Genomic DNA, 25,475 nt, shown 5'->3' with positions numbered 1-25,475 from the left:
CACTTCAGGCAGAATGCGGCTTTGGCCTGGCGAGGCGCTGGATCCAGCGGAAGGCGTCGCGGCGCAGGCGCGAATGCATCTTGTCCCTGGAATTGACGCCGAGCAGCGTATCGCCGGTGATCAGCCATTTGGCCAAAAATATCGAGAGGTCGGGCTTGATGCGGTCGGCCAGTTCGATCGCGCGCGGTGCATCAAACAGCCGCCCCGTCACATTGAGAACCGTCGCCAGTTCGAGCTCGATGCCGCTGATGCGCGCCGCCTCGAAAAGCCGGTCTTCATCCGCGGGCGACCGCAGCGCGCGCACGCCCTGCAGCACATCGACGCAAAGCTGCAGCCGGTGGAACTTGTGCCCGCCGGCGGCGTGGACAATGGCGATGGTCAGCAGCGCGGCCGGCGTGTCGGCCTCGCTGCCGTCGATGATCTGCAATTCGCGAAAGCCCAGCGACAGCCGCCGCCGCATGCCGGAATCATGCACCAGGTTGCCGTGCAGTTCGATCAGCAGGCTGGTATTCTCCTTCTCCAGCCACTTGAACTCCTGCAGATCCTGCGACTGCGCCTCGCCGCTCCAGAGCTCGAAGCCGCATCCGGCAATCACCGGGTTGGCTTCAATGATGCTGGCCGGCTCGACCAGAATGTCGATGTCGGTGAACGGCCGGTCAGCGGCGTGGCGGTAAAGTTTGCGTGCGAAGACCGGACCCTTGACGATGCGGGCCGGAACATTTTTCGCCGCCAATGCCTTCATGATGCGGTCGCCATGATATTGCAGCAGCATCGATTGGCCGGTCGCCAGCGTCGAGCGATCACGCAGTTCCGACAGCTTTTGCCGCAAGGCTGCGTCCGCAGGCAGTTGGGCGTCGCCGATCTCGCTGAGCTTGCGCAGCATGATGGGAAGCACGCCGTGGAACTCGGCATTGACGAGCAGTGCCAGCAAGCTTTCGGCAGCAACGTCACGGCCAATGGCAGCCGGCGCCTCCGGGTCGGCGAAGGTCAGCAGCAGTTTTTCATCGGCAGGCGCAAGAGATGGCAGCATCAAACCCGGATGACGTTCGCCCACATGAGCAATTCCCGTCCGGAATTGCGTCAAACAACCAACTCAGAGGAGCGTATGTTGCAGAAAAGCATGCATGAAGCCAGCGTGTGGTGGCAGAGCCAGCTCATGAATTGACTTTCCACGGTTTCGGTCCATTCTTTTGCACTGGACTGAAAAGGGTGTTTGGAATGGCCAAGAAAAAGTATGAAGCGCCCGTGCTGCGCAAGGCAGGAAAGTTGTCCAGCGTGGTGGCCGGGCCGTCGCTGCCGATACCGCGATAAGACTTCTACGGCTTCGGTTTGGATGAAGCCGGAGCGGTCGGCCGCAAGGCAAGCCGCGCTGCAGGCGGGCAATCTGTCGGCGTGACTGCGGGTAACGGTCCGTCCGGTCCCGCAGGCTAAGGCAAGTTCATAAGCCGCCTGTTCGGGATATGGGCAAGGCCCCTCCGTTACAGTCCCCAGCGCAGCGCGGCTGTGTGCACCGGCGCGTCCCACATTGACGTTGCCTCGTCATCCAGCATGGTCAGCGTGATCGAGCAGCCGGCCATGTCGAGCGATGTCACGTAGGACCCGACCAGCGAGCGGGTCACCGTCACGCCCTGTTTTTCGAAGATGTTTCGGGCGCTGTTGTACATCAGATAGAGCTCCATCAGCGGCGTGCCGCCAAAGCCGTTGATGAACAACAGTGCCGGGCCTTTCGCCCTGTCGCCGAGATCGCCCAGGATCGCGGCGCAAATCTCTTCGGCGATCGCATCGGCGCTTTTCAACGTGTCGCGACGCCGGCCGGGCTCGCCATGAATGCCGACGCCGAATTCCATCTCGCCATCACCAATCTCGAAGGTCGGCCTGCCGGCCGCCGGCACCGTGCAACTGGTCAGCGCCACGCCCATCGAACGCGTCGCGCTGTTGATGCGACCGCCGAGCGCCTTGAGATCCGCCAGCGCCATGCCTTGCTCGGCGGCGGCGCCGACGATCTTCTCCACCACCAGCGTGCCGGCGACGCCGCGCCGGCCGGTCGTAAAGGACGAATTCTCGACGGCGACGTCATCATTGATCACCACCTGCAGGACGCCGTCGGCCATTTCGCCGGCCATGTCGAAATTCATCACGTCGCCTTCATAGTTCTTGACGATGAACAGGCAGCCGGCGCCGGTATCGACGGCGGCGGCCGCCGCCAGTATCTGGTCCGGCGTTGGCGAGGTGAAGACCTGGCCGGGGCAGGCGGCGTCCAGCATGCCGTGACCGACAAAGCCGGCATGCAACGGCTCGTGGCCGGAACCGCCGCCCGAGATCAGCGCCACCTTCCCCGGCTTCATCACCTTGCGGCGAATGAATTTGTGCTCCTCGCCCAGCACCAGGATGTCGGCATGAGCTGCAACGAAGCCGTTGAGGCTTTCGGTCAGCACCGTGTCGACGGAATTCATAAACTTCTTCATGTGTCCTCCCGACACAACACGATCAGCCGCCACTCCTGCCGGTGATGCTGGTGATCTTCTGGATGAATTCGTTGATCGCCTTGTCGAGCGCTGCATTCTGCTTGTCGTCGCCGAAATCGGGCACGATCAGCGAGACATGCCGGGTCTTGCGCATGCCTGCCGCAACCGACATCTTGCCGGGATGCGCCAGATGATAGGCAGCCAGAAACTGATCGCGCTCGGCCGGACTGAAATGGCAGACCGAAAAAATAGCCGGCAGATGTTTTGACGGGATCGGGGTCGAATAGGCCGCGCTGGAAATCTGGGTGACGAAGCTGCGGTGCTTGCCAAGCGCGTCGGCAAGGCGTTGTCGCATACCCGACGGTCGCTGGTCGATGACCTGCGACAGGATCGTCTTGTAGGCGCGGATCGCCTCTTCGGAGCCGGCTTCTGGTGTCTTGTCGGCCATCTCAGTCATCCTAGACCGATGCATCCGAGATGGCCGCCTTGGCCATGGCGAGTTGGGCGGGAGCCACCGAGAGATCCCGCAGGCCGGCCTCGAGCAGTGCCGGGATCGATGCCGGATCGCCGCCGGCATCGCCGCACAGGCTGACTGGGATTTTCGCGCGCAGGCCAAAAGCGGCAACCGAGCCGATCAGCCGTAACACGGCGGGATGGCGGACAGAATTAAGATGCGCCACGGCTGCGTTATCGCGGGCAGCCGCCATTACATATTGGGTCAGATCGTTCGAACCGACCGAGAAGAAGGCGACATCGGCGAACGCCTCCGGCGCGATCGCCACCGAAGGCACCTCGACCATGATGCCGAGCGGCGGCATTTTTTGCGCGATGCCGCGCGCGGCAAGCCCGGCCTGCTCCTCCACGAACAGAGCGGCGGCGCGTTGGTATTCCTCCGCGACGGCGATCATCGGAAACATCACCTTCAGATTGCCGTGCACCGCCGCGCGCAGCAGCGCCCGGATCTGTACGCGAAACACCTCCGGCCTTGCCAGCGACAGCCTGATGCCACGCAGCCCGAGGAACGGGTTGCTCTCCTCGACGGTGAAGCCCGGCACCGGCTTGTCGCCGCCGGCGTCGACGGTACGGATGGTTACCGGCTTGTCGCCTGCCCATTCCAGCACCTTGCGATAGGCCTGGTATTGCGTCTCCTCGTCCGGCGGCGCCTTGCCGAACAGGAATTCGGTGCGCATCAGCCCGACCCCGTCGCAGGTCGAAATGTCGATGCCGTCGACCTCGGACGGATCGGCGATGTTGACCTGCACGCGCACTGTCGTCCCGGCCCGGGTTACCGCCGGTTTCGCGAGATAGACTCCGGCCTTGTCTCGATGTGCCACAAACGAGGACGAGGACCGGTGGAACGCTTCGATCTCCGTCGTGGTCGGCGAAAGCACGATACCGCCATGCTCCGCATCGAGCAGAGCCAGACCGACGGGATTAGCCGGCGAAGCGCCAAGCCCCACCACCATCGGCACGCCGCGCGAGCGCGCCAGCATGGCGACGTGGCTGGCGGCGCTGCCGGCCCTCAGCGCGATGCCGCCGCCGGTGCTCCAGTCGGTCTCGAGAAAGCGCGTCGGCGCGATGTCCTCGCCATAGAGAATGGCGCCGGCTGGTGGAGCGCTCTCCTGCTCCTCGGTAAGGGCGCGCAGCACGCGGTCGCGGATATCGCTGATATCGGCGGCGCGAGCCCGGAAATAGTCCTGGTCTGACGTTTCGTAGCCGGAGATCTCGGCGTCCAGCGCCTGTCGCCAGGCCATGTCAGCCGGCATGCCGGACGCGATCGCGGCAAAAGCCGGGCCGGTCAGTGCCTCGTCCCCAAGCATGGCGAGCTGGAATTCGAGAATGCCGGCGGCCTCGTCATCGGCGGTTTCGATCAGGGTCGCGAGCCGGTCCGTCGCGCTGGCGATAGCTGCTTCCAATGCGGCCTTCTCGTCCGCGGCGCTCGCCTTGCCCGTGTAGTGCGCGGTGCCGTTGTCGAGGTTGAACAACGGCCCCTCGGCATAGCCGGCCGAGGCCGAAATGCCTTGCAGCCTAAGCGGTTCGGGCATGGCCCGCATCCTCGTCGAAACCGCGTCGCACCAGCTCGGCCAGCGCTCTCACGGCATCATCGGCGCCGTCGCCTGTGGCCCGGATGTGCAGCATGGTGCCTTTCGGCGCCCTGGCCGCCATCACCTTGACGATGCTCTTGGCGTCGAACCATGGGCCGTTGGCGGCAAGCGCAATCTCCACCTCGGCGGCAAAGCTCTTGGCAAGCTTAGTGAACTTCACCGAAGGGCGCGCGTGCAGACCTACCTCGTGGGTGATCAGGACGGTGGCCTCGGCAAATGCGGACATCAGGTCAAAATTCCCGTTCGCTCACGACGGCGACAATTCATGCGCCGTCGCCACCACTTCCTTCAGCGAGGCCCCGCCGGACGCCTCCGTCGCAGCCATCACCGCGCCTTCGACGATCGGCGCGTTGCAGACGATAATCCTGAGCGCCCGCGGCTCGCCGATCATTTCCACCGCCATTTCCGAATTGGTCTCGGCGCCGCCGAGATCGACCAGTATGGCGACGCCCGCCTCCGACCACGCCTTGTCGATGGCGCCCATGATCGCTTCGACGCTGGTGCCGAGCCCGCCATGGCCGTTTCCGCCGCACCATGCAAGCGGCACTTCGTCGCCCACCATCTGCCGCACCATGTCGGCCGTGCCTTCGGCAACCAGCGGCGAATGCGAGACGATGACGATGCCGACATTGCTCATGCTTGGCCCTCGACGGTTTCGGCGACGGTCCGCACCAGCAGCGCCACAGAGCGTCCGCCGGCATCCATATGACCGATTGAGCGGTCGCCGAGGAATGAGGCGCGACCGCGTGTTGCCTTCATCGGCACGGTCGCTTCGGCAGCCGCGTCGGCAATATCAACGATTTCCGAGCCTGTCTTTCCATTCGCGAGCGCGTCATGCACCGGATACAGCACATCGAGCATCGTCTTCTGGCCGACCTGCGATTTGCCTCTGGCGGCCACCGCCTCGATTGCCTTGCCGAAAGCAGCCGTCAGCTTGGGGCGATCCGGCTCTCCTGAAATCTCCTTGCCCAGCGCCAGGAACAATGTGCCGAACAGCGGCCCGGATGCACCGCCAACCGTCATCACCAGCTTGGTGCCGATCGCCTTCAGCGCCTCGGGCAGCGGCTTTGCAGCGAACGCCCCGGCATCGGCGCGCACAGCCTCGAAGCCGCGCTTCATGTTCAGCCCATGGTCACCGTCGCCGATCGCCTGGTCGAGCGCGGTCAACTCTTCCGAGTGAGCGGCGATCGTGTCCGCGGCGGCGGTGATCAGCCTGGCAAGGTCGAACGCAGCCATGTCCAGATTCCCGGTTTCGATCCTGCCGGCAGTATCGCAAGAGTTTTCATTCGACAATCTAAGCATGCCGTCAGGCCGTTGCATGCAGCGCGGCGGCGGCCGCGAACACTTCGGCCACGGCATGGGCGCCAGGGTCGACTACGCCCTGCAATTTGGTGCCGACATAGGCGGAGCGCCCGGCCTTCGCCTTCTCCATGGCCGCGGTCGCCTCGGCGCCGTGCCGTGCCGCTGTAGCCGCGGCATCCAGCCCCTTGGCATCGAGCGCCTTCAGCGCCGGCTCCAAGGCATCGACCATGGTGCGGTCGCCGACCCTGGCGCCGCCATAGAAGGTCATCCGGTCAAGCCCGGCAAGCAGCGCCTTGGACAGGGTTGCTCCGCCGTTCGAAGCCTGAGCCGCCGCCGTGAAGAAGATCGACAGCAAGACGCCTGAGGAGCCGCCCATTGCGACGCCCAGACTATCGCCTATAGCCGCAAGCGTGGCGGCAGGGTCGGCCAGCGGCAGCGCATCGAGCCGTTCCAGCACGCTGCGCGCGCCGGTCGCCACCGTCGAACCGGTATCGCCGTCGCCCGCCTTGGCGTCGAGCCCGTTCAGTGTCTCTTCGAGCTCGATCAGCCGTTCGCAGACCGTGACGATCAAACGCCTGGTACCGGGATCCTGACTGGCCTTTTGGGCTGCGCTGTTTCCAGCCGCTTTCGCCATAGGCACGATAGCCGGCGCGACGACGGTTTTGGCCGGCATCCAGGCATGTGGTCCGACAGGCGCCAGCAAGGCTGCCTCGCGCGCCGCATCGAGCTTGATCAGCGACAGCGAAAAGCCGTTCATGTTGAGCGCCGTCATCAGCGGTCCGGGGCCGATCGCAAGTTTGACGGTTTTGGCCAGCGGCGAGGCCAGCACGGCATTGGCGACCAGCGACATCTCAAGCGGCGGCACCGAGCCGAGATTGTTGATGAGCAACGCGTGGCTGGCGTTCGGGTCGAGCCGCGCGGCCAGCCGCTCCGCCATGATCGCCACCAGCTTGTCGGCGCTTTGCACCGCGATGCGCTCGACGCCCGGCTCGCCATGGATGCCGAGGCCGAGTTCGCCGTCATTTTCGCCGAACCGCTCTTCATGTGGCTGGCCGGGGATCGAGCAGGACGACAGCGACATGCCGAGCGAGACGATGTCCTTCGCCGCCGCGCGAGCGGCTGTAGCAACGGCTGCCAAGTCCTGACCGGTCTCCGACAAATGGCCGGCGATCTTGTGCACGAACAAGGTGCCGGCGACGCCGCGCGGCTGGTTGATACCCGGCAGGGCGATGTCGTCGGCAACGATCGCCATCTCGACGCGAAACCCCTCGGCGCGCGCCTTCTCGGCCGCCAGTCCGAAATTGAGCCGGTCGCCGGTGTAGTTCTTGACGATCAGCAGGCAGCCGGCGGGGCCGGTCACCGCGCGGATGGCCGCCAGCACCGCCTCGACGCTGGGCGAGGCAAAGATCTCGCCCGAAACCGCCGCCGTCAGCATGCCCTTGCCGACAAAGCCGGCATGGGACGGTTCGTGTCCGGCGCCGCCACCGGAGACGACGGCAACTTTCGCCTTGTCCCAGTCGGCGCGCAGCACAACCTTGATCTCGGGGTAACCGTCGAGGCGCGCGAGATCGCCGGAACCGATAGTCCGCAACAGCCCGTCCAGCGCCTCGGTGACGATCGTTTCCCTGCGGTTGAAAAAGTGCTTCATCGAATTCGTCCTGTATTCGTCAATCAGAAGCCGGTGCCGTGCCCTTGGCGAGACACCGAAAACCTCACATTAGTCTTTGTCCGTCGGCGCCGAAATAAAGTGGCGAGCGGTAGCGGATCACCACTTTGTCGCCCTCGGCCAGATCCGTATCGGGGTCGGTGAGCGTCACCAGTTTCTTCGGGCCGACCGTAACATGCAGATGGTTCTGGTCCCCGAGATGTTCGACCCAGTCGACGACGCCGTCGGCATGGCCGTTTGCGGTCTTCTCGATCGACAGATGCTCGGTGCGCGCGCCGATGGTCTTGGTTCCGGTCGGCGCCCCACCATCAGGCAGCAGCCCGGCCGGCAGCAGGTTGATCGCCGGCTGGCCGAGGCGGGCCGCGACATGAAGGTTTGCCGGCTCCGAATAGATCATGCGCGGCGTGCCGATCTGCACCAGCACGCCATTGTTGAGGATGCCGATGCGGTCCGCCATGGTCATCGCCTCGATCTGGTCGTGCGTGACATAGAGCATGGTGGCGCCGAGCTCGGCTTGGATGCGCTTGAGTTCGAGCCTGAGATCGGCGCGCAATTTGGCGTCGAGCGACGACAGCGGCTCGTCCATCAAATAGATCGACGGCTTGCGCACCAGCGCGCGCCCAATGGCGACGCGCTGCATTTCGCCACCCGAAAGCTTGGTCGAGCGGTTGTTCAGCTTGTGGTGGATGCGCACCATCTTCGCCACCTCTTCGATGCGGCGGCGAATCTGGTCCTCCGGTACTTTCCGCGCTGGCGAACGCAGCGGGAAGGCGAGGTTGTCGTAGACCGACAGATGCGGGTAGAGCGAATATTGCTGGAACACGAAGGCGGTGTCGCGCTCGGCCGGCGACAGCGTCGTCGCATCGTGGCCGCCAATATGGATCGTGCCGCCATCCGGCCGCTCCAGTCCGGCGATCAATCTCAGCGTCGTCGTCTTGCCGGCGCCGGTCGGGCCGAGCAGCACGACGAATTCGCCATCGGCGATGTTAAGGTCGAGGCCATCGACGGCGACATGGTCGCCGAAGCTTTTGGTCACGCCCTTGATGTGCACGTCAGCCATGCTGCGCTCTCCCTTGAGAGGCGGTATCGTGGATCGCGGTGCGCACCGCCCGACCCGAGCCCTTGTCGAACAGCGACAGCCGCGCGCTGTTCAACGTCAGCCCGACATGATCGCCGGCAGCGAGCCGGATTTCGGCCGGCACCCGCGCCTTGATGATGCCGTCCGCCGTCTCCACCGCCACGATCTGCGTCGTGCCGAGATATTCGGTGCCATAGATGGCGCCGCGCAGTTTCGAGGCGTCGTCGAAGCGAATGTGTTCGGGGCGGATGCCGAGCGCCATGTCGGCCGGCGCGATATCCTCGCGCACTTCCGGCACCGCCACCTTGGCGCCTTGCACTACGATCTCCTTCGCCCCCTTCGCCAATCCGCCGTCAAAGCCGAGAAAGTTCATTGGCGGCGAGCCAATGAAATCGGCGACGAACATGGTTGCCGGGCGGTCGTAGATTTCGCGCGGGCTGCCGAACTGTTCGATGACGCCATGGTTCATGACGGCGATCTTGTCGGCCATCGACATCGCTTCCATCTGGTCGTGCGTGACATAGACGGTGGTGGCGTGGATGCGGTTGTGCAGCTCGCGCAGCTCATGCACCATCAGATCGCGGAATTCGGTGTCGAGCGTGCCGAGCGGCTCGTCCATCAGGAAGCATTTTGGCCGTCGCACGATGGCGCGACCGAGCGCCACGCGCTGGCGGTCACCGCCGGCAAGGCCCGAGACCGATTTGTTGAGCAGATGGTCGATGCGCAGCAGCTTCGCCGTTTCCTCGACACGGCTTCGAATCTCGGCCGAGGGCATGCCTTGCGCGAGAAGCGGGAAGCCGATGTTCTTGCGCACGTTCATATGCGGATAGAGCGCGAACAGCTGGAAGACGAAGGCGATGTCGCGTTCGCGCGCCCGGCGCATGGTGACGTCCTCGCCGCCGAGCAGGATCTGGCCGCCGGTCGGCAATTCGAGGCCGGCGACCATGCGCAGCGTCGTCGTCTTGCCGCAGCCCGAGGGACCAAGCATGACGAAGAACTCACCATCTTCGACGACGAAGCTGGACTCCTGCACCGCGACGAAATCGCCGAAGGCCTTTCTCAAATGTTGGACGCGGATTTCGGCCATGATTATTCCGGGAACTTCGAGACGATGATGAACATCACCGTGCCGGCGAGCATGGTGATGAAGGAGTAGGTGTAGAGCGCCAGCGCGAAGGGCTGGAACAGCATCAGGAAGCCGACGGCGATGAGCGCCGTCGCAATGTTTTCCATGAGGCCGCGCCGGGCCCAGCGGGGCCAGGATGACTTTTTGAAGATGGCTGGGCGCGTCATGCGTAGCTGCCTTCCATCTGCCCGGCAACGGGGCGAGACGGTTGCCAGGTGGTTCCCTCACTCCGTCGCTGCTTCGCAGCGCCACCTCTCCCCCCTCCGGAGGGAGAGGAAGGCAGCCTGCCTGAATGAAGTTCGCGTCCTTCCTCTACCCCGTCGATCGGGGGAGAGGTGTCGAGCGAAGCTCGACGGAGTGGGGGTCGACTTGACACACCAATCATTTGCGTACCGCGCCGAAGGTGATGCCGCGCAGCAATTGTTTGCGAAGCAGGATGGTGAAGACCAGGATCGGCACCAGGAAGATCGTCGTGCCGGCCGCCACCGCCGGCCAGTCCTGGCCGCCTTCGCCGATGATGGTCGGGATGAAGGGCGGCGCGGTCTGCGCGGTGCCGGAGGTCAGGAGTGCGGCGAACGCATATTCGTTCCAGGCGAAGATCAGGCAGAAGATGGCGGTCGCGGCGATGCCGGTAGTCGCTTGCGGCAGCACGGTGCGCCAAAAGGCCTGCAGCCTGGTGTAGCCGTCGATCATCGCCGCTTCCTCATACTCGCGCGGGATCTCGTCGATGAAGCCTTTCAGCAGCCACACCGCCAGCGACACGTTTACCGCCGTGTAGAGCAGGATCATGCCCAGCGCGGTGTCGGACAGGCCGAGCTCGCGGTACATCAGGTAGATGGGAATCGCGACCGCGATCGGCGGCATGAAGCGCGTCGACAGGATGAAGAACAGAAGGTCATCGGCCAGCGGCACCTTGAAGCGCGAGAAACCATAGGCAGACAGCGTGCCGAGGAAGACCGCGCAGAAGGTCGAGCCGAAGGCGATTATCAGCGAATTGACGAAGCGCGGCAGGAAATTGGACGGGCCGGCAATCACCATGTTGCGCTTGCGCGAGGTCTCGTCGCAGAAACCGGTCGCGGGTCCGAGCGAGTTGATATACTCGGGCGTTTGCCTGGTGCGCGTCGTGAACAGGTTGCAATAGCCCTCGATGCTCGGCTGGAACAGAATCTTGGGCGGATAGGCGATCGAATCCGGCGGCGTCTTGAAGCTGGTGGCGAAGATCCACAGCAACGGCACGATCGAGATCAGCGCGTAGAGCACGATGATCGTGCCGGCGATCCGCTTCGAATTGGCCGAGGGGGCGACGACGGAGTGGGCGGTGGTCAGGCTCATCTCTGCTTCACCTTGTTCAGCGCCTTGACGTAGATGTTGGCCAGCCCAAACACCGCGACGAACAGGATGATGGCGAAGGCCGAGGAATATCCGGTGCGCCAGCTCTCGAAGGCCTGCCGCTTCAGCGTGATCGAGGCGACCTCGGTGGTCGAGCCCGGCCCGCCACCGGTCAGCAGGTTGACCATGTCGAACATCTTGAAGTTCTCGATGCCGCGAAACAGCACCGCCAGCATGATGAAGGGCAGCGCCATGGGCAGCGTGATCGACCAGAACTGCCGCCAGTTGGACGCGCGGTCGACCTCGGCGGCTTCATAGATGTATTCGGGGATGGAGCGCAGGCCGGCGAGACAGATCAGCATGACATAGGGCGTCCACATCCAGGTGTCGACGATGATGATCGACCACGGCGCCAGCGACACGTTGGACAGCATCTGGATGTCGGTCGGTGCTATCCGGGTGACGAACGAGATGGCATAGGCGAACAGGCCGATCTGCGGCTCGTAGAGGAAGCGCCAGAAATTGCCGACCACCGCCGGCGACAGCATCATCGGCACCAGGATGATGGTCGTCCAGAAGGCGTGGCCGCGAAACTTCCTGTCGATCAGCCATGCCAGCGTGAAACCGATCAGCGTCTGCAGCAGGATCGTCCAGAACACGAAATGCGCCGTCGTCTGCATGGCGATCCAGATGTCCTGGTCGCCGAGGATGCGCTGGTAATTGGCGAAGCCGAGGTTCTTCACCACCTCGTTCGGGCGGTTCGCCCGGAAGTTGGTGAAGGACAGGTAGATCGCCCAGAACAGCGGGAAGATGTTGATGGCCAAGAGCAACAGGATCGTCGGCGAGATGAACAGCCAGGCGAGGCCCTTGTCGCTGATGCCCCGGACCTTGCGGGCCAACGGCTCCGGGGTCGCCCGGGCAACGTTCTCCGCAGTCCGATTGAGCATGGTGAGTCCTGCTTCGGTCACGTCAAGTCTCGACACTGGAATTTATCTGAACTGCGTCCCGTGCCAAGGGCGGCACGGGACCAAGAGCATGAAGCCGAAAAGTGTGAAGCGGTTTCGGACGACATCATGCTCTCTCTCTTTTTAGCCCGAGGCGGATGATTTCTGGTCGATTCGGCCTGAAAATCATCCGCCTCTGGGGTCAGGCTCGGGAGGAGCCGTTGGTCCGGTTACATCTTGCCGTCGTCCTGGAACACTTGCGTCCAGTCCTTGACCAGGCCGTCAAGCGCGTCCTTGGCCGAACCCTGGCCGGCAACGACATAGTCGTGGAAGCGCTTCTGCGACGCCTGCAGCAGCGGTGCGTAGCTCGGCTCGGCCCAGAAGTCCTTCACGATCGCCATCGAGTCGAGGAAGGTCTGCGCATAAGGCTGGCTGGACGGGAAGGCCGGGTCCTTGACCACCGCGTTCAGGCAGGAATAGCCGCCGAGCGACCACCATTTGGCCTGCACATCCTTGTTGGCGAACCACTTGATGTATTTCAGCGCCGATTCCTGCTTGTCTGAATAGGACACGACCGAAATGCCCTGGCCGCCAAGCTGCGCAAACTGGGCGCCGCCGGGACCCTTCGGATTGACGAAGTAGCCGATCTTGTCGCCGCCGACATTCTCGTCCTTCTGCAGGCCGGGCCAGGTGAAGGCGAAGTTCATGTGCATGGCCACCTGACCGGATTTGAAGGCGTCGACGCCTTCGCCCATATAGCTGTTCGAGGCACCCGGAGGCGTGCAGCAATCGTAGAGCGACTTGTAGAACTCCAGGCCTTTGACCGCGTCTGGCGAATTGACGAAGCCTTCCATCTCGTAGGGCTTCTTGGGGTTTTCATACTGGAAGCCGTAGCTGTAGAGCACGTCCATGGCGCCCATGGTGATGCCTTCCGAGCCACGCTCGGTGTAGATCGAAGCGCCATAGACGGTCTTGCCGTCGATCTCGCGCTTCTGGAAGAATTCGGCGACCTGCTTCAGTTGGTCGAAGGTGGTCGGCGGGCCGAGATCCCAGCCATATTTTTCCTTGAATTCCTTTTGCAGCTCCGGCTTGGAGAACCAATCCTTGCGGTAGGTCCAGCCGACGACGTCGCCCATGGCCGGCAGCGCCCAGTAATTCGGCGTGTTCTTCGGCCATTCGGAATAGCCGACGACTGTTGCCGGCACAAAGTCGTCCATGCTGATCTTCTCCTTGTCGAAGAAGTCGTTCAGCTTGACGTAGTGGCCGTTCTCGGCCGAGCCGCCGATCCACTGGCTGTCGCCGATGATCAGGTCGCACAGTTTGCCGTGCGAGTTGAGCTCGTTGAGGAAGCGGTCGGCATAGTTGGTCCACGGCACGAATTCGAATTTCATGCCGATGCCGGTTTCCTTGGTAAAATCCTTGGACAGTTCGACCAGCGCGTTTGCCGGATCCCAGGCGGCCCAGCAAAGCGTCAGGTCTTCAGCGTGCGCAACGTTCGAGACGGCTGTCGACGCGGTAATCGCCGAGGTCAGTCCCAACGCCAGTTTCAAGCTCGATTTCATGCCTTCCTCCCATTTGCGAAACGCGCCCGGATGGCCGTTTCAAGAACCCCTCAACCCTCGCTCCTCCGAGGGGCTAAACACGGCGCGCTATGCGTCGCCAGGGCGGCGCGGTGCGCCGCAGATGTTTAGTAATTTGTTTAGTGATGCAATTTTTACTAAACAAGGCAAGCGAATTCGTCGCTGCGCCGCAACATGGCGAAACGGCGATTGAAATCGTTGGGAAATGATTGCCGGACGGCTCGCCCGGAAGTTGCTTAGCCGGGGTCGCCTATAATTTTCGTCTGCGGCGTCACCGGCCGAACAGGGGGCGCGGGCGGCAGCAGCGCGCGGATGTCGGCGAAGGGAAATGTCGGCTCGAATCGGAAGGCCTCGGCCAGGGAGCCGGGAACGCTGTTGCATTGCCCGGCGCGAAACTCATTCTGGACGCGCGCTCTGTCGACATACTGCTCCGGCCACTGCGACTGGTGCGCGCGGATCGCCTGCGTCTTGATATCGCCGTAGGCGGAAATGTCGACATAATGCGTCGGCGCAAAGCCGGTGCCGCCCATTGTGTCGGCATGCAGCACGGGGACGCCGAACGAGGCCGCGATGCGCACGCCGTCCGACAAAGCGCGATGGTCGGCGTGATAGTCGTTGGGGGCATGCGTGATCACCAGATCCGCCGCTGTCTCGCGTATCAGCGCTTTCAGCGAAGCGATCAGCGCCGCATCGGCCACCAGTTCGCTGTCGGGGAAGTCGAGAAAGCGAAGGGTTGCGCCGAGCAACGCCGCAGCGGTCGCCGCCTCGTCGCGGCGGACACGAGCCAGAACGCTCGGGTCGCCCATGCCGCCCCTGGCGCCATCCGTGGCCACGGCAAAAGTCAGTTCTGCGCCTTGCGTGGCATAGGCAGCCAGCGTACCGAACATGAATATCTCGATGTCGTCGGGATGCGCGCCGAGCGCCAATACCTTCACTGCACTCTCCCCGGAAATGGAAAAACGTGACGAACGGAATCCTGCTCGCCCTCATCGCCTATGCAAGCTATTCGTGCAGCGATGCCGTTATCAAGAGCCTTGGCGGACAGTTCACCGTCTTCGAGATCGGCTTCTTCATCACGCTGTTTGCCGGCTGCTTCCTGTTTTTCAGCCGCCCAGTCGATGAGCGCTGGCGCGACTTCTGGCGCACCGGGCGGCCATGGGCGGTGCAGGCCCGCGCCTGGGCCGGCATCGCCTCGGGCGTGCTCAGCGTCTACGCCTTCACCACCATTCCGCTGGCCGAGACCTATGCACTGATCTTCCTGGCGCCGCTTTGCGTTACCATTCTCTCGACCGTCATCCTGAAAGAAAAGGTCGGTCCATGGCGCTGGCTGGCGGTGGTTGCCGGCTTTGCAGGCGTCATGCTGGTGGTGCGGCCAGGTTTTCGCGAGTTGCATCTCGGACACCTTGCCGCGTTCACGGTGGCCTTCCTTGCCGCGGCCAGCGTCATCCTGATGCGGTCGCTCGCCCAGCAGGAAAAGCGCACCACCATGCTCGGCGTGCTCATCGGTTACGGGCTGCTGTTCAACGGGGCCGGCACCATCGCCACATCGTTCACCCTCCCCAACGCCATGCAACTGCTGTGGCTGGTGCTGGGCGGCGCCTTTACCGCCGGCGGCCAATTGCTGCAGCTGCTGGCCGCCAAATACGCACCGGCCAACCGCATCGCGCCGACGCATTATTCGCAGATCGTCTGGGCGGTGATCCTCGGTGCGTTGTTCTTCCAGGAGTATCCGGACTGGATATCGCTGGTCGGCTTGGCCGTCGTTGGCGCGTCCGGCCTGCTCACCATGGTGCGCGAGGAGGTGCGGCTGGGCACGGTGCGCTGGAACCCGTTTGCGCGCACGAGGCTTTGATCCGGTTGCATGGCCATAGTGACCGCTGATATGCGGACGCAATGACGACGAGATCCTTGCCGGAGCTTCCGGTATCCGCCGTGCTGCCGGCCCTGAGCGAGGCGCTCGGCTCCGGCAACAGCGCCGTCCTGATGGCGCCGCCCGGCGCCGGCAAGACGACGCTGGTGCCGCTGGCGCTGCTCGATGCGCCCTGGCTGGTCGCCGGCAAGATCGTCCTGCTCGAACCGCGCCGGCTCGCCGCCCGCGCCGCCGCCCGCCGCATGGCCGAATTGCTTGATGAAGAGCCCGGCGCCACTGTCGGCTATGCCATGCGCATGGAAAACCGCACATCGGCCCGGACAAAAATCCTGGTCGTCACCGAAGGCGTCCTGGCGCGCATGATCCTAGACGATCCCGAGCTGCCCGGCGTCTCGGCGGTGATTTTCGACGAATTCCACGAGCGCTCGCTCGACGGCGATTTCGGCCTGGCGCTGGCGCTCGACGTGCAGGGCGCGCTGCGGCCGGATTTGCGGCTGCTGGTGATGTCGGCAACGCTCGATGGCGCGCGCGTCGCGAAACTCCTGTCCGGCGCCCCGGTGATCGAAAGCCAAGGCCGCGCCTTTCCCGTCGACATCCGTTACGACGAACGGCCGGCCGGCGTTCCCGTCGAAGACACCATGGCCAAGGCTATCCGCTCCACCCTTGCCGAGGAGAGCGGCAGCGTGCTCGCCTTCCTGCCCGGCCAGCGCGAGATCGAGCGCACCGCCGAGCGGCTGCAGGGCCGCCTCGGCGCCGACACCGACATCGTGCCGCTCTACGGCCAGCTCGACAACAGGGCGCAGGATGCCGCCATCAAACCGGCGCCGCCCGGCCGCCGCAAGGTGGTGCTGGCGACGTCGATCGCCGAGACCTCGATCACCATCGACGGCGTGCGCGTCGTCATCGATTCCGGCCTGTCGCGGCTGCCACGATACGAACCGGCGAGCGGCCTGACGCGGCTGGAGACGGTGCGTGTCTCCAGGGCGTCGGCCGATCAGCGTGCCGGCCGCGCCGGGCGTACACAGCCAGGCGTCGCCATCCGCCTGTGGCGGGCCGAGCAGACGGCGGCCCTTCCCGCCTTCACCCCACCCGAGATTCTCGAAGCCGACCTGTCCGGCCTACTGCTCGATTGCGCCGCCTTCGGCGTCGCCGATCCCGCAAGCCTGTCCTTCCTCGATCCGCCGCCCATTCCCGCGCTCAACGAGGCGCGGGCGCTGCTCCTGGCGCTGCACGCCATCGATGCGGCCGGCCGGCTGACGGAGGCGGGCGGCGCGATGCGCAAGCTGGCCCTGCCCGTGCGGCTCGCACACATGGTCGCTGAAGCCGCTGGCGGCGGCCAAGCGCTCGAGGCTGCGATGCTAGCCGTCCTGCTCACCGAGCGTGGTCTCGGCGGCGACGGCGCCGACCTCGAACGGCGCTTGATGCGCTTCCGCACCGAAAAGTCACCGCGCGCCGTTGCGGCAAGGCAGCTTGCCGGGCGATTGGCGAAGGAGGCGGGCGGCCCCAAGAGCAGCGAAACCGCTTCTGCCGGTCTTCTCCTCATCCACGCCTGGCCGGACCGTGTCGCCAGAGCGCGCGGCGAGCGCGGGCGTTTCGTGCTCGCCAACGGCTCCGGCGCCATGCTCGAAGCCGCCGATCCGCTGGCCGGTGAGACCTGGCTGGTCGTCGCCGATCTGCAAGGCAAGGCGCAAAACGCCCGTATAACCGCCGCGGCCGCGGTCCACGAGACCGACATCCGTGCCGCTCTCGCCGACAGGATCGAGACGCGCCGCGAGACAAGCTTCGACCGCGAGCGGCGCGCGGTGCGCGTGCGCGAGACCGCCAGGCTCGGCGCCATCACTTTGTCGGAGCGCATGCTGCCCGCACCAACTGGAACAGACGCCGACCGCGCCATCCTGGATGCCTTGCGCGAGCACGGCCTGTCGCTGCTGGAATGGAGCAAGGACGGCGAGACGCTGCGCCAACGGCTTGGCTGGCTGCATCGCGGCCTAGGCGCGCCTTGGCCCGATGTTTCGGAAGCCGCCCTGCTCGAACGCCTCGACGACTGGCTGCTGCCGTTCCTGTCGGGCAAGGCGTCCTTCGCCGCCATCGACCCCGGCACGCTGTCATCGGGCCTGATGGCGCTGGTGCCGCATGATTTGCAGCGCAAGATCGGCACACTGGCGCCGACCCATTTCGACGCGCCGTCCGGCAGCCATGTGCCGATCCGCTATGACGGCGAATGGCCGGTGCTGGCGATCCGCGTGCAGGAACTATTCGGCCTTGACCGCCATCCGGCAGTCGCCAACGGCACCGTGCCGCTGACGCTCGAGCTGTTGTCGCCGGCGCACCGGCCAATCCAGACGACGCGCGACCTGCCCGGCTTCTGGCGCGGCTCCTGGGCCGATGTGCGCACCGACATGCGCGGCCGCTATCCCCGCCATGTCTGGCCGGAAAATCCGCTGCTCGCTGCGGCCACCGCCCGCGCCAAACCGCGAGGGACCTAGCGCTCGTCCTTTCCCGGCTATAATCCTTGGCCATGATCAACATCGTGCACGCGCCAGACTTCCAGCAAAGCCAGCGGCTGCGCCTCAACACGCTGATCCGGCTGCGCTGGCTGGCCATCGTGGGCCAGAGCCTGGCGGTGCTGGTCGTCGCCTATGGGCTCAAATTCCCGCTGCCGGTCAGCCTCTGCTTCGCGCTGGTCGCCTGCTCGGCCTGGCTTAACCTGGTGCTGACCTTCCGCTATCCGGCAGCGCACCGGCTGACCCCGTTCTCAGCCTTTTTCATCCTGACCTTCGACAGCCTGCAGCTTGCCGGCCTGCTCTTTTTGACTGGCGGCCTCACCAACCCGTTCTCGGTGCTGATGACCGTGCCCGTCGTCATCTCGGCGGCGTCGCTGCCGCTGCGGTTAACTGCGGTGCTCGGCGCGCTGGTCATGGCGGCGGCCACGTTGCTGGTCTTCTTCCACCAGCCGCTGCCATGGTACGAGGGCGCGCCGCTGCCCATGCCATTCATCTATGTCGCCGGCATATGGATGGCGGTGTTTTCCTCGATCGCCTTCACTGCCATCTATGCCTTCCGCGTTGCCGAGGAAGCCCGCCTGCTCGCCAATGCGCTTGCCGCCACCGAACTGGTGTTGCAGCGCGAGCAGCATCTGTCGGCGCTCGATGGCCTCGCCGCCGCCGCCGCGCACGAACTCGGCACGCCGCTCGCCACCATCGCGCTTGTCTCCAAGGAAATGGAGAAGGCGCTGGGTAACGATCCGAAATATGGTGAGGATGTGAAGCTGTTGCGCTCGCAGAGCGAGCGCTGCCGCGAGATCCTGAAGCGGCTGACCAGCCTGTCCTCCGAGGGCGAGGCGCATCTGTCGCGTCTGCCGCTGACCTCGCTGGTCGAGGAGGTGACGGCGCCGCACCGCGATTTCGGCATCTCGATCAAGCTTCGGCCGGGCGAGCGCGTCGGCCCCGAACCGGTGGGACGGCGCAACCCCGGCGTCATCTACGGCCTCGGCAATCTCGTCGAGAACGCGGTCGACTTCGCCCGCACCAGTGTGACGGTGCGCTGGAGCTGGGACGAGCTCGACGTCACCTTCTCGATCATCGACGACGGGCCGGGCTTTCCGCCCGAAATCATCGACCGCATCGGCGAGCCCTATATGTCGACGCGCCAGGGCAACGAGGCCGGCGGTGGCCTGGGTCTCGGGCTGTTCATCGCCAAGACCTTGCTCGAACGCTCCGGCGCCACGCTCGATTTCCGCAATTCGAGCGGACTGGGCGAAGGCGCGATCGTGCAGATATCGTGGCCGCGCACGGTCTTCCTCAACCCGGAATCGGTGGGGATCTCGATGTTCGACACCGCGTAAAAGCCTTGGCGGAGGCGGCAAAATTGGACAATGGCGTTCAGGAACTATATCTGCGTAAAATTAAGGCAGCAGGATTTTTTAAGATAATGACTGGCGAAGAAGCAATTGGCGCAATGGTCGAAGGCGAGGACACCTCGCTGCTCATCGTCGACGACGACAAGCCGTTCCTGACGCGGCTGGCCCGCGCCATGGAAACCAGGGGTTTCGTGGTCGAGACGGCCGAGAGCGTCGAGGAGGCAGTGGCCAAGGCGCGCGCCCACCCGCCAGCCTATGCGGTGGTCGACATGCGGCTTGGCGACGGCAACGGCCTCGACGTCGTCGCCGCCATCCGCGAGAAGCGCGACGATGCCCGCACCGTCATCCTCACCGGCTACGGCAACATCGCCACCGCGGTGACCGCGGTGAAGCTCGGCGCCATCGACTATCTGTCGAAGCCGGCTGACGCCGACGACGTGTTTGCAGCGCTCACCCGCACCGCCGGCGAGCGCGCCGCCCCCCCGGAAAATCCGATGTCGGCCGACCGCGTGCGCTGGGAACACATCCAGCGCGTCTACGAAATGTGCGACCGCAACGTGTCGGAAACCGCGCGCCGGCTCAACATGCATCGCCGCACGCTGCAGCGCATACTCGCCAAGCGCGCACCACGCTGAGGTTCACGCGCCGGCGGCGCCGGCCGCCAATTGCCGAACCTCAGCGCTGCCCCTCACCTGCCTGCCGGCATCCTCTCCCCGTATAGAGACGGGGGAGAGGGGCGCTCTCATCGCCGGTTTCGCCAATCGCCGGCGTTGCAGGAGACGACGGCGAGGCTGAAGCTGCCTCTTTCTCCCCGTCGCTATGCGGGGAGTTGAGGAATGGTGTGCGAAGCGGACGAAAAGCCAACTGCTTGGCTTTTCGAATGACGAACGTCCGGCAGGACAATGAGGGGGGCGCCAACGCTGGAAACAGTTGCGCTTGCCGTGCCATCGACCTTTGCCCATCATCGGCAATAACGCCGCCGGAAAACCCGGCAACGGAGCACAGATGCGCGACAAGCAGCCGAAATCCATCCTTCGCGAATTCCTCGATGGCGAGGCGGCGGGCGGCATCATCCTGATGGTTGCGGCAGCCCTTGCGCTGATCGTCGCCAATTCACCATTGGCCGAAACCTATTTCGCCGCTCTCCACGCCTATCTCGGCCCGCTCAGCGTGTCGCACTGGATCAATGATGGGCTGATGGCGGTGTTCTTCCTGCTGGTCGGCCTCGAGATCAAGCGCGAGATGCTCGACGGCCAGCTCTCGACCTGGCCGCGCCGCGTGCTGCCGGGCGTCGCCGCCGCCGGCGGCATGCTGGTTCCCGCGCTGGTCTATGTCGCCATCAACCGCAACAACGCCGCCGCGCTCTCCGGCTGGGCGATCCCGACCGCCACCGATATCGCCTTTGCGCTCGGCGTACTGTCGCTGCTCGGCAACCGCGTGCCGGCGTCGCTCAAGATATTTCTCACCGCGCTCGCCATCATCGACGATCTCGGCGCCGTCATCATCATCGCCATCTTCTACACAAGCGGCCTGTCGCTGGCCTATCTCGGTGCGGCCTTCGCCGTCATCGCGGTGCTCATCGTGCTCAACCGCATGCGGGTGACGAGGCTGACGCCTTACCTCGTGCTCGGCGCCGTGCTGTGGGTGCTCGTGCTGAAATCGGGTGTGCATGCGACGCTGGCCGGCGTGGCGCTGGCGCTCACCATTCCGCTGAAAACTTCTCCCGGCAGCGGGCACGATCTCGACCATTCGCCGCTGCACCGGTTGGAGCACGGCCTGCACAAGATCGTGCCGTTCTTCGTCATCCCGATTTTCGGCTTTGCCAATGCCGGCGTGTCGCTGGCCGGCCTCAGCGCCTCTGCCCTGGTCGAGCCGCTGACGCTCGGCGTTGCCGCCGGCCTGGTGCTGGGCAAGCTGGCCGGCGTCTTCGGCTCCTCGGCGCTGGCGATCCGGCTCGGCTTCGCCGACCTGCCGGTCAATGCCGGCTGGCTGCACATGATCGGCATTTCGCTGCTCTGCGGCATCGGCTTCACCATGAGCCTGTTCATCGGCCTGCTCGCCTTCGCCAACGACATGGCGCTGCAGGACGCCGTCAAGGTCGGCATCCTGGCGGGGTCCTTCGTTGCAGCGCTGCTGGGTGCCGCCGTGCTCCTGATGGCGCCGGCGGCAGGGGTGGAGGAGGTGGTGGAGTAGGTGTTCTTGGGTTCCTCGCCCCCGCAAAGCGGGGCGAGGAACTTGAGCTTCGTCTACTCGCTCTCTCCCGCCAGCGCCGGCACCGCCACACCCGCCAGCTCCGCCGCCAGCAGCCGCGCCGCACCCGCCCGTGCAATGCGCAGCATCAGCGCCTTGCGCGTTGCTGCGGCCATGCGGTGCTCGGGCGCCTCGCGCAAAATCTCGGCGCCGTAGCCGTCGGACAGGATGAAGCCGCATTCCTCCGGAAAAATATCCGAGGGCACGCCGGGATGCGTGGCGAAGAAGAAGCGGTCGGAGTGCAACCGGTAATCAGGCCATTTGCGGTCGACGCGAAAATCCTCGATCGAGGATTTGATCTCGATGATCCAGATGTCGCCCTGCCTGGTCAGCGCCACAAGGTCGGCGCGCCGCCCGGTGGCCAGCGACAGTTCGGGCAGCACATGCATGCCCATTTGCATCAACAGCCTCTGCACGCCACGCCGCACCAGCATGGCGCGTTCCGACTGGCGGCCATCGATCAGCGGATTGAGGGGAATCGGTGAAATGATCGGCATGGCAGCCACCATGCCAGATTTTGTTCACGGTTTGAACCCTGTGTGACCATGGCGATCGTATGGTTGACAAACCCATAGGCGAATTTTCTCTCGCAATGATAAGAAGCACGGTCCTTGGCACGAGGGGAGACACCATGGGGTTTTTGGGATTCATCAACCGGCTTTTCCCCGCGACCGAAGAGTTGCGCCGGTACTCAGCGATCGCGGGTCCCTATTCATTCATGTTTCTGGTGAAGCGCATCCCAGCCGAAAACCGGAAATTCGCACGCTTCCGCCTCAGCCATATGGGAGCGGTCCAGGATAGTTGCACATTCAGCGTCGAGGAGTTCGGTTCCCTCGTTGATGCCGTCCTGAAGACAAAGGCAGAGCTAGATGACCCACTGCTCACGAGCGCTACCCAGCCGTAGGGGAATGGCGGCGATTATACGGTTTACAGAACTGAGGCTACGACTTGATCCGAGCGCCTTCCGCGATCGCACCATATCTGTATCGGCGCGGTCTGGTATTGCTCCGGAACGCCCCTGCGTCCGCCGATCAACTTCCGTTCTTAGCTATAAGGCGGCCGGACTAAAGTCTTGCGCCGTGAACGCAAAGGTCTGATGTAACCGCTTTGGTTCCGTTCTTGTCCCTTGGACGTTCCCGTATTTTAGTCAGTCGAGATACTACCTATATGGCCGAAGCCGGCCTGTTCTCGAGCAGCGCAGCCCCCGCAATATCATCCAAAATCGGGCAGTCCGGCCGGTCGTCGCCATGGCAGGCCTGGATCAGCGTCTGCAAGGTCGTGCGCATCGACTGCAGCTCGCGCACCTTTTCCTCGATGGCGCTGACATGGGCGGCGGCGATCTCGCGCACATCGTGGCTGGCGCGGCTGCGATCCCGGTAGAGCGCCATCAGCTGGCGGCAATCTTCGATTGAAAAGCCGAGGTTGCGGGCGCGGCGCAGGAAGGCCAGCCGATGGATGTCGTCGCTGGAATAATTGCGATAGCCATTGCCGGCGCGCGCCGGCGCGATCAGGCCGATCTCTTCATAGTAGCGGATGGTCTTGGCCGGCAGGCCGGACCGCGCCGCGGCGTCGCCTACATTCATTGTGATTCCTCGATGTGGTTCCCTGATTCTAGGCTATCCGACAGGACCGACCATTGTTTTTCCTTCACAATCCCGTGAGTCCTGTTGCCGAAATGCCATAGTTGACGGCTTACCGGCACGTAAGCTCCTGCATATAGGCATCGCGCGCTTGGCAAGCAAAGCAAATGCCAGCATGAATGATTTCAGGAAAAGCGGCCGTAACGTGTCGCGACATCTTGGCGGGGCATCGGACCATTTCATGCGCATGAAGTCATTTGCAATCGTCGCCGCACTTGCGTTGTCGGCCGCGATCTCGGGTTGCAGCACGATCGGCTCGCAGCTGTTCACCAACAACTACGGTTCGGTGAACGATGCAGGCTACCAACTGCCGCGCATCCCGATCGAGAGGGTGCCGCTGAAGTACCACCGGCAAGAGGTAAACTACGACACCTCGGAAAAGCCGGGCACCATTGTCGTCGATACCCAGAACAAGTTTCTCTACTTCGTCGAAGGCGACGGCCGGGCGATCCGCTACGGGATCGGCGTCGGCCGCGAAGGCTTTGAATGGCACGGCACCGCCCATATCGCGCTGAAGCGCGAATGGCCTACCTGGACGCCGCCGCGGCAGATGATCCAGCGCCAGCCGGAGCTAGCGAAGTTCGCGAGCGGCATGGAGCCGGGCCTGAAGAACCCGCTCGGCGCGCGCGCCATGTATCTGTTCAACAAGGGCGGTGATATGGGCTACCGCCTGCACGGCAGTCCGGAATGGAATTCGATCGGCAAGGCGATGTCGTCAGGCTGCATCCGGCTGATGAACCAGGACATCATCGACCTCTACGACCGCACGTCGGTCGGCGCCAAGGTCATCGTGATGTAGGACCATGATCCGGAACCGAGGTCCACGAAAGCGAAAAGTGGAACCGGTTTTCGGGAAGATCATGGTCAAAGTAGGCGTTACCCTTCGTACGCGGACCGTCTAGGCAACAACGGACGTCCAAAACAGAAAACCGGGCAATCTGGCCCGGTTTTTTGTTGCTCGCTCGAATGCGTGAAGGGGTCTTAGGAGACCTGCTCGACCTGCTGTACTTCCGGCACGAAGTGGCGGAGCAGGTTCTGGATGCCGTGCTTCAGCGTCGCCGTCGAGGACGGGCAGCCGGCGCAGGCGCCCTTCATGTGCAGGAACACGGTGCCGTTCTCGAAGCCGCGGAAGGTGATGTCGCCGCCATCCTGGGCAACCGCCGGGCGCACCCTGGTGTCGAGCAATTCCTTGATGGTGATGACCAGTTGCTCATCGGCCTTGTCGTAGAATTCGCCGGTCTGGCTGGTCTCGGCGGCGGGGCCGGCGTTGACCATGACGGGCGCGCCCGACATGAAATGCTCCATGATGGCGCCCAGGATCGCCGGCTTCAGGTGCTGCCAGTCCGGGCCGTCCTTGGTCACGGTGATGAAGTCATAGCCGAAGAAGACGCCGGTCACGCCGGGGATCTCGAACAGGCGGCCGGCCAGCGGCGAGGCGCTGGCTGCACTGTCGGCGTCGCGGAAATCGGCGGTGCCTTCGACAAGCACTTCCTTGCCGGGCAGGAACTTCAGCGTTGCCGGGTTCGGCGTCGATTCGGTCTGGATGAACATGGCCGTCTCCGTGCCCCAGTCGGGCAGCTAGTTTGGAATAGTTCTAAATAGGCTCAATCGGCTGTACATTCAAGCGAAACGCATCGCTCAAAATGGCTGGCTGGCGGAATGTTTTTGCTGGCTGGGAAGGAATCCCGCGCGGGCTATAAATCCAGGATCGTGATGTTATCCGAACCGCTTCACACTTTCCCGCATCACTCTCTACGCGAGGCTGTCAATCTCCTCGTCGGAAAGGTTCTGCGGCACCACCGTGACGGGAATAGGGAAGGCGGCGCCCTTGCCGGCAACAGCCCCGACCAGCGGCCCGGGTCCTTCCTTGCCGGCACCTGCCGCCAGCACCAGGATGGCGATGTCCTGGTCTTCCTCGATCAGCTTGTGGATCTCTTCGGTCGGCTTGCCTTCGCGCACCACCATCTCGGGCTCGATGCCGAGCTTCTGGCGCACCTTGTTGGCGTAGCCGTCGAGTGCCGCGCGCGCCGTGGCGTTGGCTTCCTCGCGCATGATCTTCTCGACGCCCAGCCAGTGCTGAAAGTCGTCCGGTGTGATGATGTAGAGCAGCACCAGCGTGCCGCTGGTGCTCTGCGCCCGCTTGGAGGCGTAGGCGACGGCGCGCTCGCACTCGGGCGTGTCGTCGATGATCGTCAGGAATTTCCTGCGATGGCCGGCTTCGCGACTGAGGCGTTTGGAGACCATGTCTATCTACTCGATGT

At 64.1% G+C, this 25,475-nt stretch carries 26 protein-coding genes; 7 read left to right on the top strand and 19 right to left on the bottom strand.

Annotation, left to right across the window (positions count from 1 at the left end):
• Positions 1-4: 4 nt before the first annotated feature.
• The 15 genes from ACYG9R_RS08125 to ACYG9R_RS08055 form a co-directional block, all read right to left on the bottom strand.
• The gene (locus ACYG9R_RS08125; RefSeq protein WP_023725855.1) at positions 5-1,030 is read right to left on the bottom strand and encodes a nucleotidyltransferase family protein; all 1,026 of its coding nucleotides are present in this window, start codon (positions 1,028-1,030) and stop codon (positions 5-7) included.
• A 448-nt stretch (positions 1,031-1,478) separates the two neighbouring features.
• Positions 1,479-2,465: a dihydroxyacetone kinase subunit DhaK gene (dhaK, locus tag ACYG9R_RS08120; protein WP_023668785.1), complete on the bottom strand. Its 987-nt coding sequence runs from the start codon at positions 2,463-2,465 to the stop codon at positions 1,479-1,481.
• 22 nt (positions 2,466-2,487) lie between these two features.
• On the bottom strand, positions 2,488-2,913 hold the full coding sequence (locus tag ACYG9R_RS08115) for a hypothetical protein (RefSeq protein WP_023668784.1): 426 nt from the start codon (positions 2,911-2,913) through the stop codon (positions 2,488-2,490).
• A gap of 10 nt (positions 2,914-2,923) precedes the next feature.
• Positions 2,924-4,510, bottom strand: a complete 1,587-nt coding sequence (ptsP, locus tag ACYG9R_RS08110) for a phosphoenolpyruvate--protein phosphotransferase (protein ID WP_023823819.1) — start codon at positions 4,508-4,510, stop codon at positions 2,924-2,926.
• Positions 4,494-4,796 (bottom strand): HPr family phosphocarrier protein, encoded by a 303-nt coding sequence (locus ACYG9R_RS08105; RefSeq protein WP_023684207.1) that lies wholly within the window; start codon positions 4,794-4,796, stop codon positions 4,494-4,496. The genes ptsP and ACYG9R_RS08105 overlap by 17 nt, the downstream gene beginning before the upstream one ends.
• 21 nt (positions 4,797-4,817) lie before the next feature.
• The gene (gene dhaM / locus ACYG9R_RS08100; RefSeq protein WP_023725850.1) at positions 4,818-5,207 is read right to left on the bottom strand and encodes a dihydroxyacetone kinase phosphoryl donor subunit DhaM; all 390 of its coding nucleotides are present in this window, start codon (positions 5,205-5,207) and stop codon (positions 4,818-4,820) included.
• On the bottom strand, positions 5,204-5,806 hold the full coding sequence (gene dhaL / locus ACYG9R_RS08095) for a dihydroxyacetone kinase subunit DhaL (RefSeq protein WP_023823818.1): 603 nt from the start codon (positions 5,804-5,806) through the stop codon (positions 5,204-5,206). The genes dhaM and dhaL overlap by 4 nt, the downstream gene beginning before the upstream one ends.
• Before the next feature lie 70 nt (positions 5,807-5,876).
• Positions 5,877-7,520, bottom strand: coding sequence for a dihydroxyacetone kinase subunit DhaK (locus ACYG9R_RS08090; protein WP_023823817.1), 1,644 nt, complete (start codon positions 7,518-7,520; stop codon positions 5,877-5,879).
• Positions 7,521-7,584: 64 nt separating this feature from the next.
• The gene (locus ACYG9R_RS08085; RefSeq protein WP_023823816.1) at positions 7,585-8,598 is read right to left on the bottom strand and encodes an ABC transporter ATP-binding protein; all 1,014 of its coding nucleotides are present in this window, start codon (positions 8,596-8,598) and stop codon (positions 7,585-7,587) included.
• Positions 8,591-9,703: an ABC transporter ATP-binding protein gene (locus tag ACYG9R_RS08080; protein ID WP_023823815.1), complete on the bottom strand. Its 1,113-nt coding sequence runs from the start codon at positions 9,701-9,703 to the stop codon at positions 8,591-8,593. Before ACYG9R_RS08080 ends, ACYG9R_RS08085 begins: the two co-directional genes overlap by 8 nt.
• A 2-nt stretch (positions 9,704-9,705) precedes the next feature.
• On the bottom strand, positions 9,706-9,909 hold the full coding sequence (locus ACYG9R_RS08075; protein WP_023823814.1) for a hypothetical protein: 204 nt from the start codon (positions 9,907-9,909) through the stop codon (positions 9,706-9,708).
• A 214-nt stretch (positions 9,910-10,123) separates the two neighbouring features.
• On the bottom strand, positions 10,124-11,074 hold the full coding sequence (locus ACYG9R_RS08070) for a carbohydrate ABC transporter permease (RefSeq protein WP_023711245.1): 951 nt from the start codon (positions 11,072-11,074) through the stop codon (positions 10,124-10,126).
• Positions 11,071-12,018: a carbohydrate ABC transporter permease gene (locus ACYG9R_RS08065; protein WP_032886129.1), complete on the bottom strand. Its 948-nt coding sequence runs from the start codon at positions 12,016-12,018 to the stop codon at positions 11,071-11,073. Before ACYG9R_RS08065 ends, ACYG9R_RS08070 begins: the two co-directional genes overlap by 4 nt.
• A gap of 227 nt (positions 12,019-12,245) precedes the next feature.
• The gene (locus ACYG9R_RS08060) at positions 12,246-13,577 is read right to left on the bottom strand and encodes an ABC transporter substrate-binding protein (RefSeq protein ID WP_023713419.1); all 1,332 of its coding nucleotides are present in this window, start codon (positions 13,575-13,577) and stop codon (positions 12,246-12,248) included.
• Positions 13,578-13,831: 254 nt separating this feature from the next.
• Positions 13,832-14,530 (bottom strand): PIG-L deacetylase family protein, encoded by a 699-nt coding sequence (locus tag ACYG9R_RS08055; RefSeq protein WP_023711244.1) that lies wholly within the window; start codon positions 14,528-14,530, stop codon positions 13,832-13,834.
• 26 nt (positions 14,531-14,556) lie between these two features.
• Between ACYG9R_RS08055 and ACYG9R_RS08050 the strand changes: the two genes are divergently transcribed.
• The 5 genes from ACYG9R_RS08050 (at position 14,557) to nhaA (ending at position 21,517) form a co-directional block, all read left to right on the top strand.
• On the top strand, positions 14,557-15,447 hold the full coding sequence (locus ACYG9R_RS08050) for a DMT family transporter (RefSeq protein ID WP_023694178.1): 891 nt from the start codon (positions 14,557-14,559) through the stop codon (positions 15,445-15,447).
• Positions 15,448-15,488: 41 nt separating this feature from the next.
• The gene (hrpB, locus tag ACYG9R_RS08045) at positions 15,489-17,951 is read left to right on the top strand and encodes an ATP-dependent helicase HrpB (RefSeq protein ID WP_023823812.1); all 2,463 of its coding nucleotides are present in this window, start codon (positions 15,489-15,491) and stop codon (positions 17,949-17,951) included.
• 32 nt (positions 17,952-17,983) lie between these two features.
• Positions 17,984-19,309, top strand: a complete 1,326-nt coding sequence (locus tag ACYG9R_RS08040) for an ActS/PrrB/RegB family redox-sensitive histidine kinase (RefSeq protein ID WP_023823811.1) — start codon at positions 17,984-17,986, stop codon at positions 19,307-19,309.
• Between the two features lie 86 nt (positions 19,310-19,395).
• Positions 19,396-19,959 (top strand): ActR/PrrA/RegA family redox response regulator transcription factor, encoded by a 564-nt coding sequence (locus ACYG9R_RS08035; RefSeq protein ID WP_023672848.1) that lies wholly within the window; start codon positions 19,396-19,398, stop codon positions 19,957-19,959.
• A gap of 370 nt (positions 19,960-20,329) precedes the next feature.
• Positions 20,330-21,517, top strand: a complete 1,188-nt coding sequence (gene nhaA / locus ACYG9R_RS08030; protein WP_023732524.1) for a Na+/H+ antiporter NhaA — start codon at positions 20,330-20,332, stop codon at positions 21,515-21,517.
• 53 nt (positions 21,518-21,570) lie between these two features.
• Here nhaA and ACYG9R_RS08025 read toward each other — a convergent pair whose 3' ends face one another.
• Positions 21,571-22,071, bottom strand: coding sequence for an MmcB family DNA repair protein (locus ACYG9R_RS08025; RefSeq protein WP_023713558.1), 501 nt, complete (start codon positions 22,069-22,071; stop codon positions 21,571-21,573).
• Positions 22,072-22,130: 59 nt separating this feature from the next.
• On the opposite strand from ACYG9R_RS08025, the gene ACYG9R_RS08020 reads away from it, so the two are divergent.
• Complete coding sequence (locus ACYG9R_RS08020) at positions 22,131-22,478, top strand: hypothetical protein (RefSeq protein ID WP_023823810.1); 348 nt, start codon at positions 22,131-22,133, stop codon at positions 22,476-22,478.
• Between the two features lie 259 nt (positions 22,479-22,737).
• Here ACYG9R_RS08020 and cueR read toward each other — a convergent pair whose 3' ends face one another.
• A complete protein-coding gene (gene cueR / locus ACYG9R_RS08015) occupies positions 22,738-23,157 on the bottom strand; it encodes a Cu(I)-responsive transcriptional regulator (RefSeq protein ID WP_023823809.1) in 420 nt (139 codons plus the stop codon).
• Positions 23,158-23,395: 238 nt separating this feature from the next.
• Between cueR and ACYG9R_RS08010 the strand changes: the two genes are divergently transcribed.
• Positions 23,396-24,013, top strand: a complete 618-nt coding sequence (locus ACYG9R_RS08010) for a L,D-transpeptidase (RefSeq protein ID WP_023692663.1) — start codon at positions 23,396-23,398, stop codon at positions 24,011-24,013.
• A 182-nt stretch (positions 24,014-24,195) separates the two neighbouring features.
• Here the strand turns inward: ACYG9R_RS08010 and ACYG9R_RS08005 are convergent, their stop codons facing one another.
• On the bottom strand, positions 24,196-24,765 hold the full coding sequence (locus tag ACYG9R_RS08005) for a NifU family protein (RefSeq protein WP_023685140.1): 570 nt from the start codon (positions 24,763-24,765) through the stop codon (positions 24,196-24,198).
• A 201-nt stretch (positions 24,766-24,966) separates the two neighbouring features.
• Positions 24,967-25,458, bottom strand: coding sequence for a universal stress protein (locus ACYG9R_RS08000; RefSeq protein WP_023672856.1), 492 nt, complete (start codon positions 25,456-25,458; stop codon positions 24,967-24,969).
• Between the last annotated feature and the right edge of the window lie 17 nt (positions 25,459-25,475).

This window comes from Mesorhizobium sp. RSR565B, assembly GCF_054719465.1.
The sequence above is the reverse complement of the archived record's forward strand: the minus strand, read 5'-3'. Positions and strand labels throughout refer to the sequence as shown.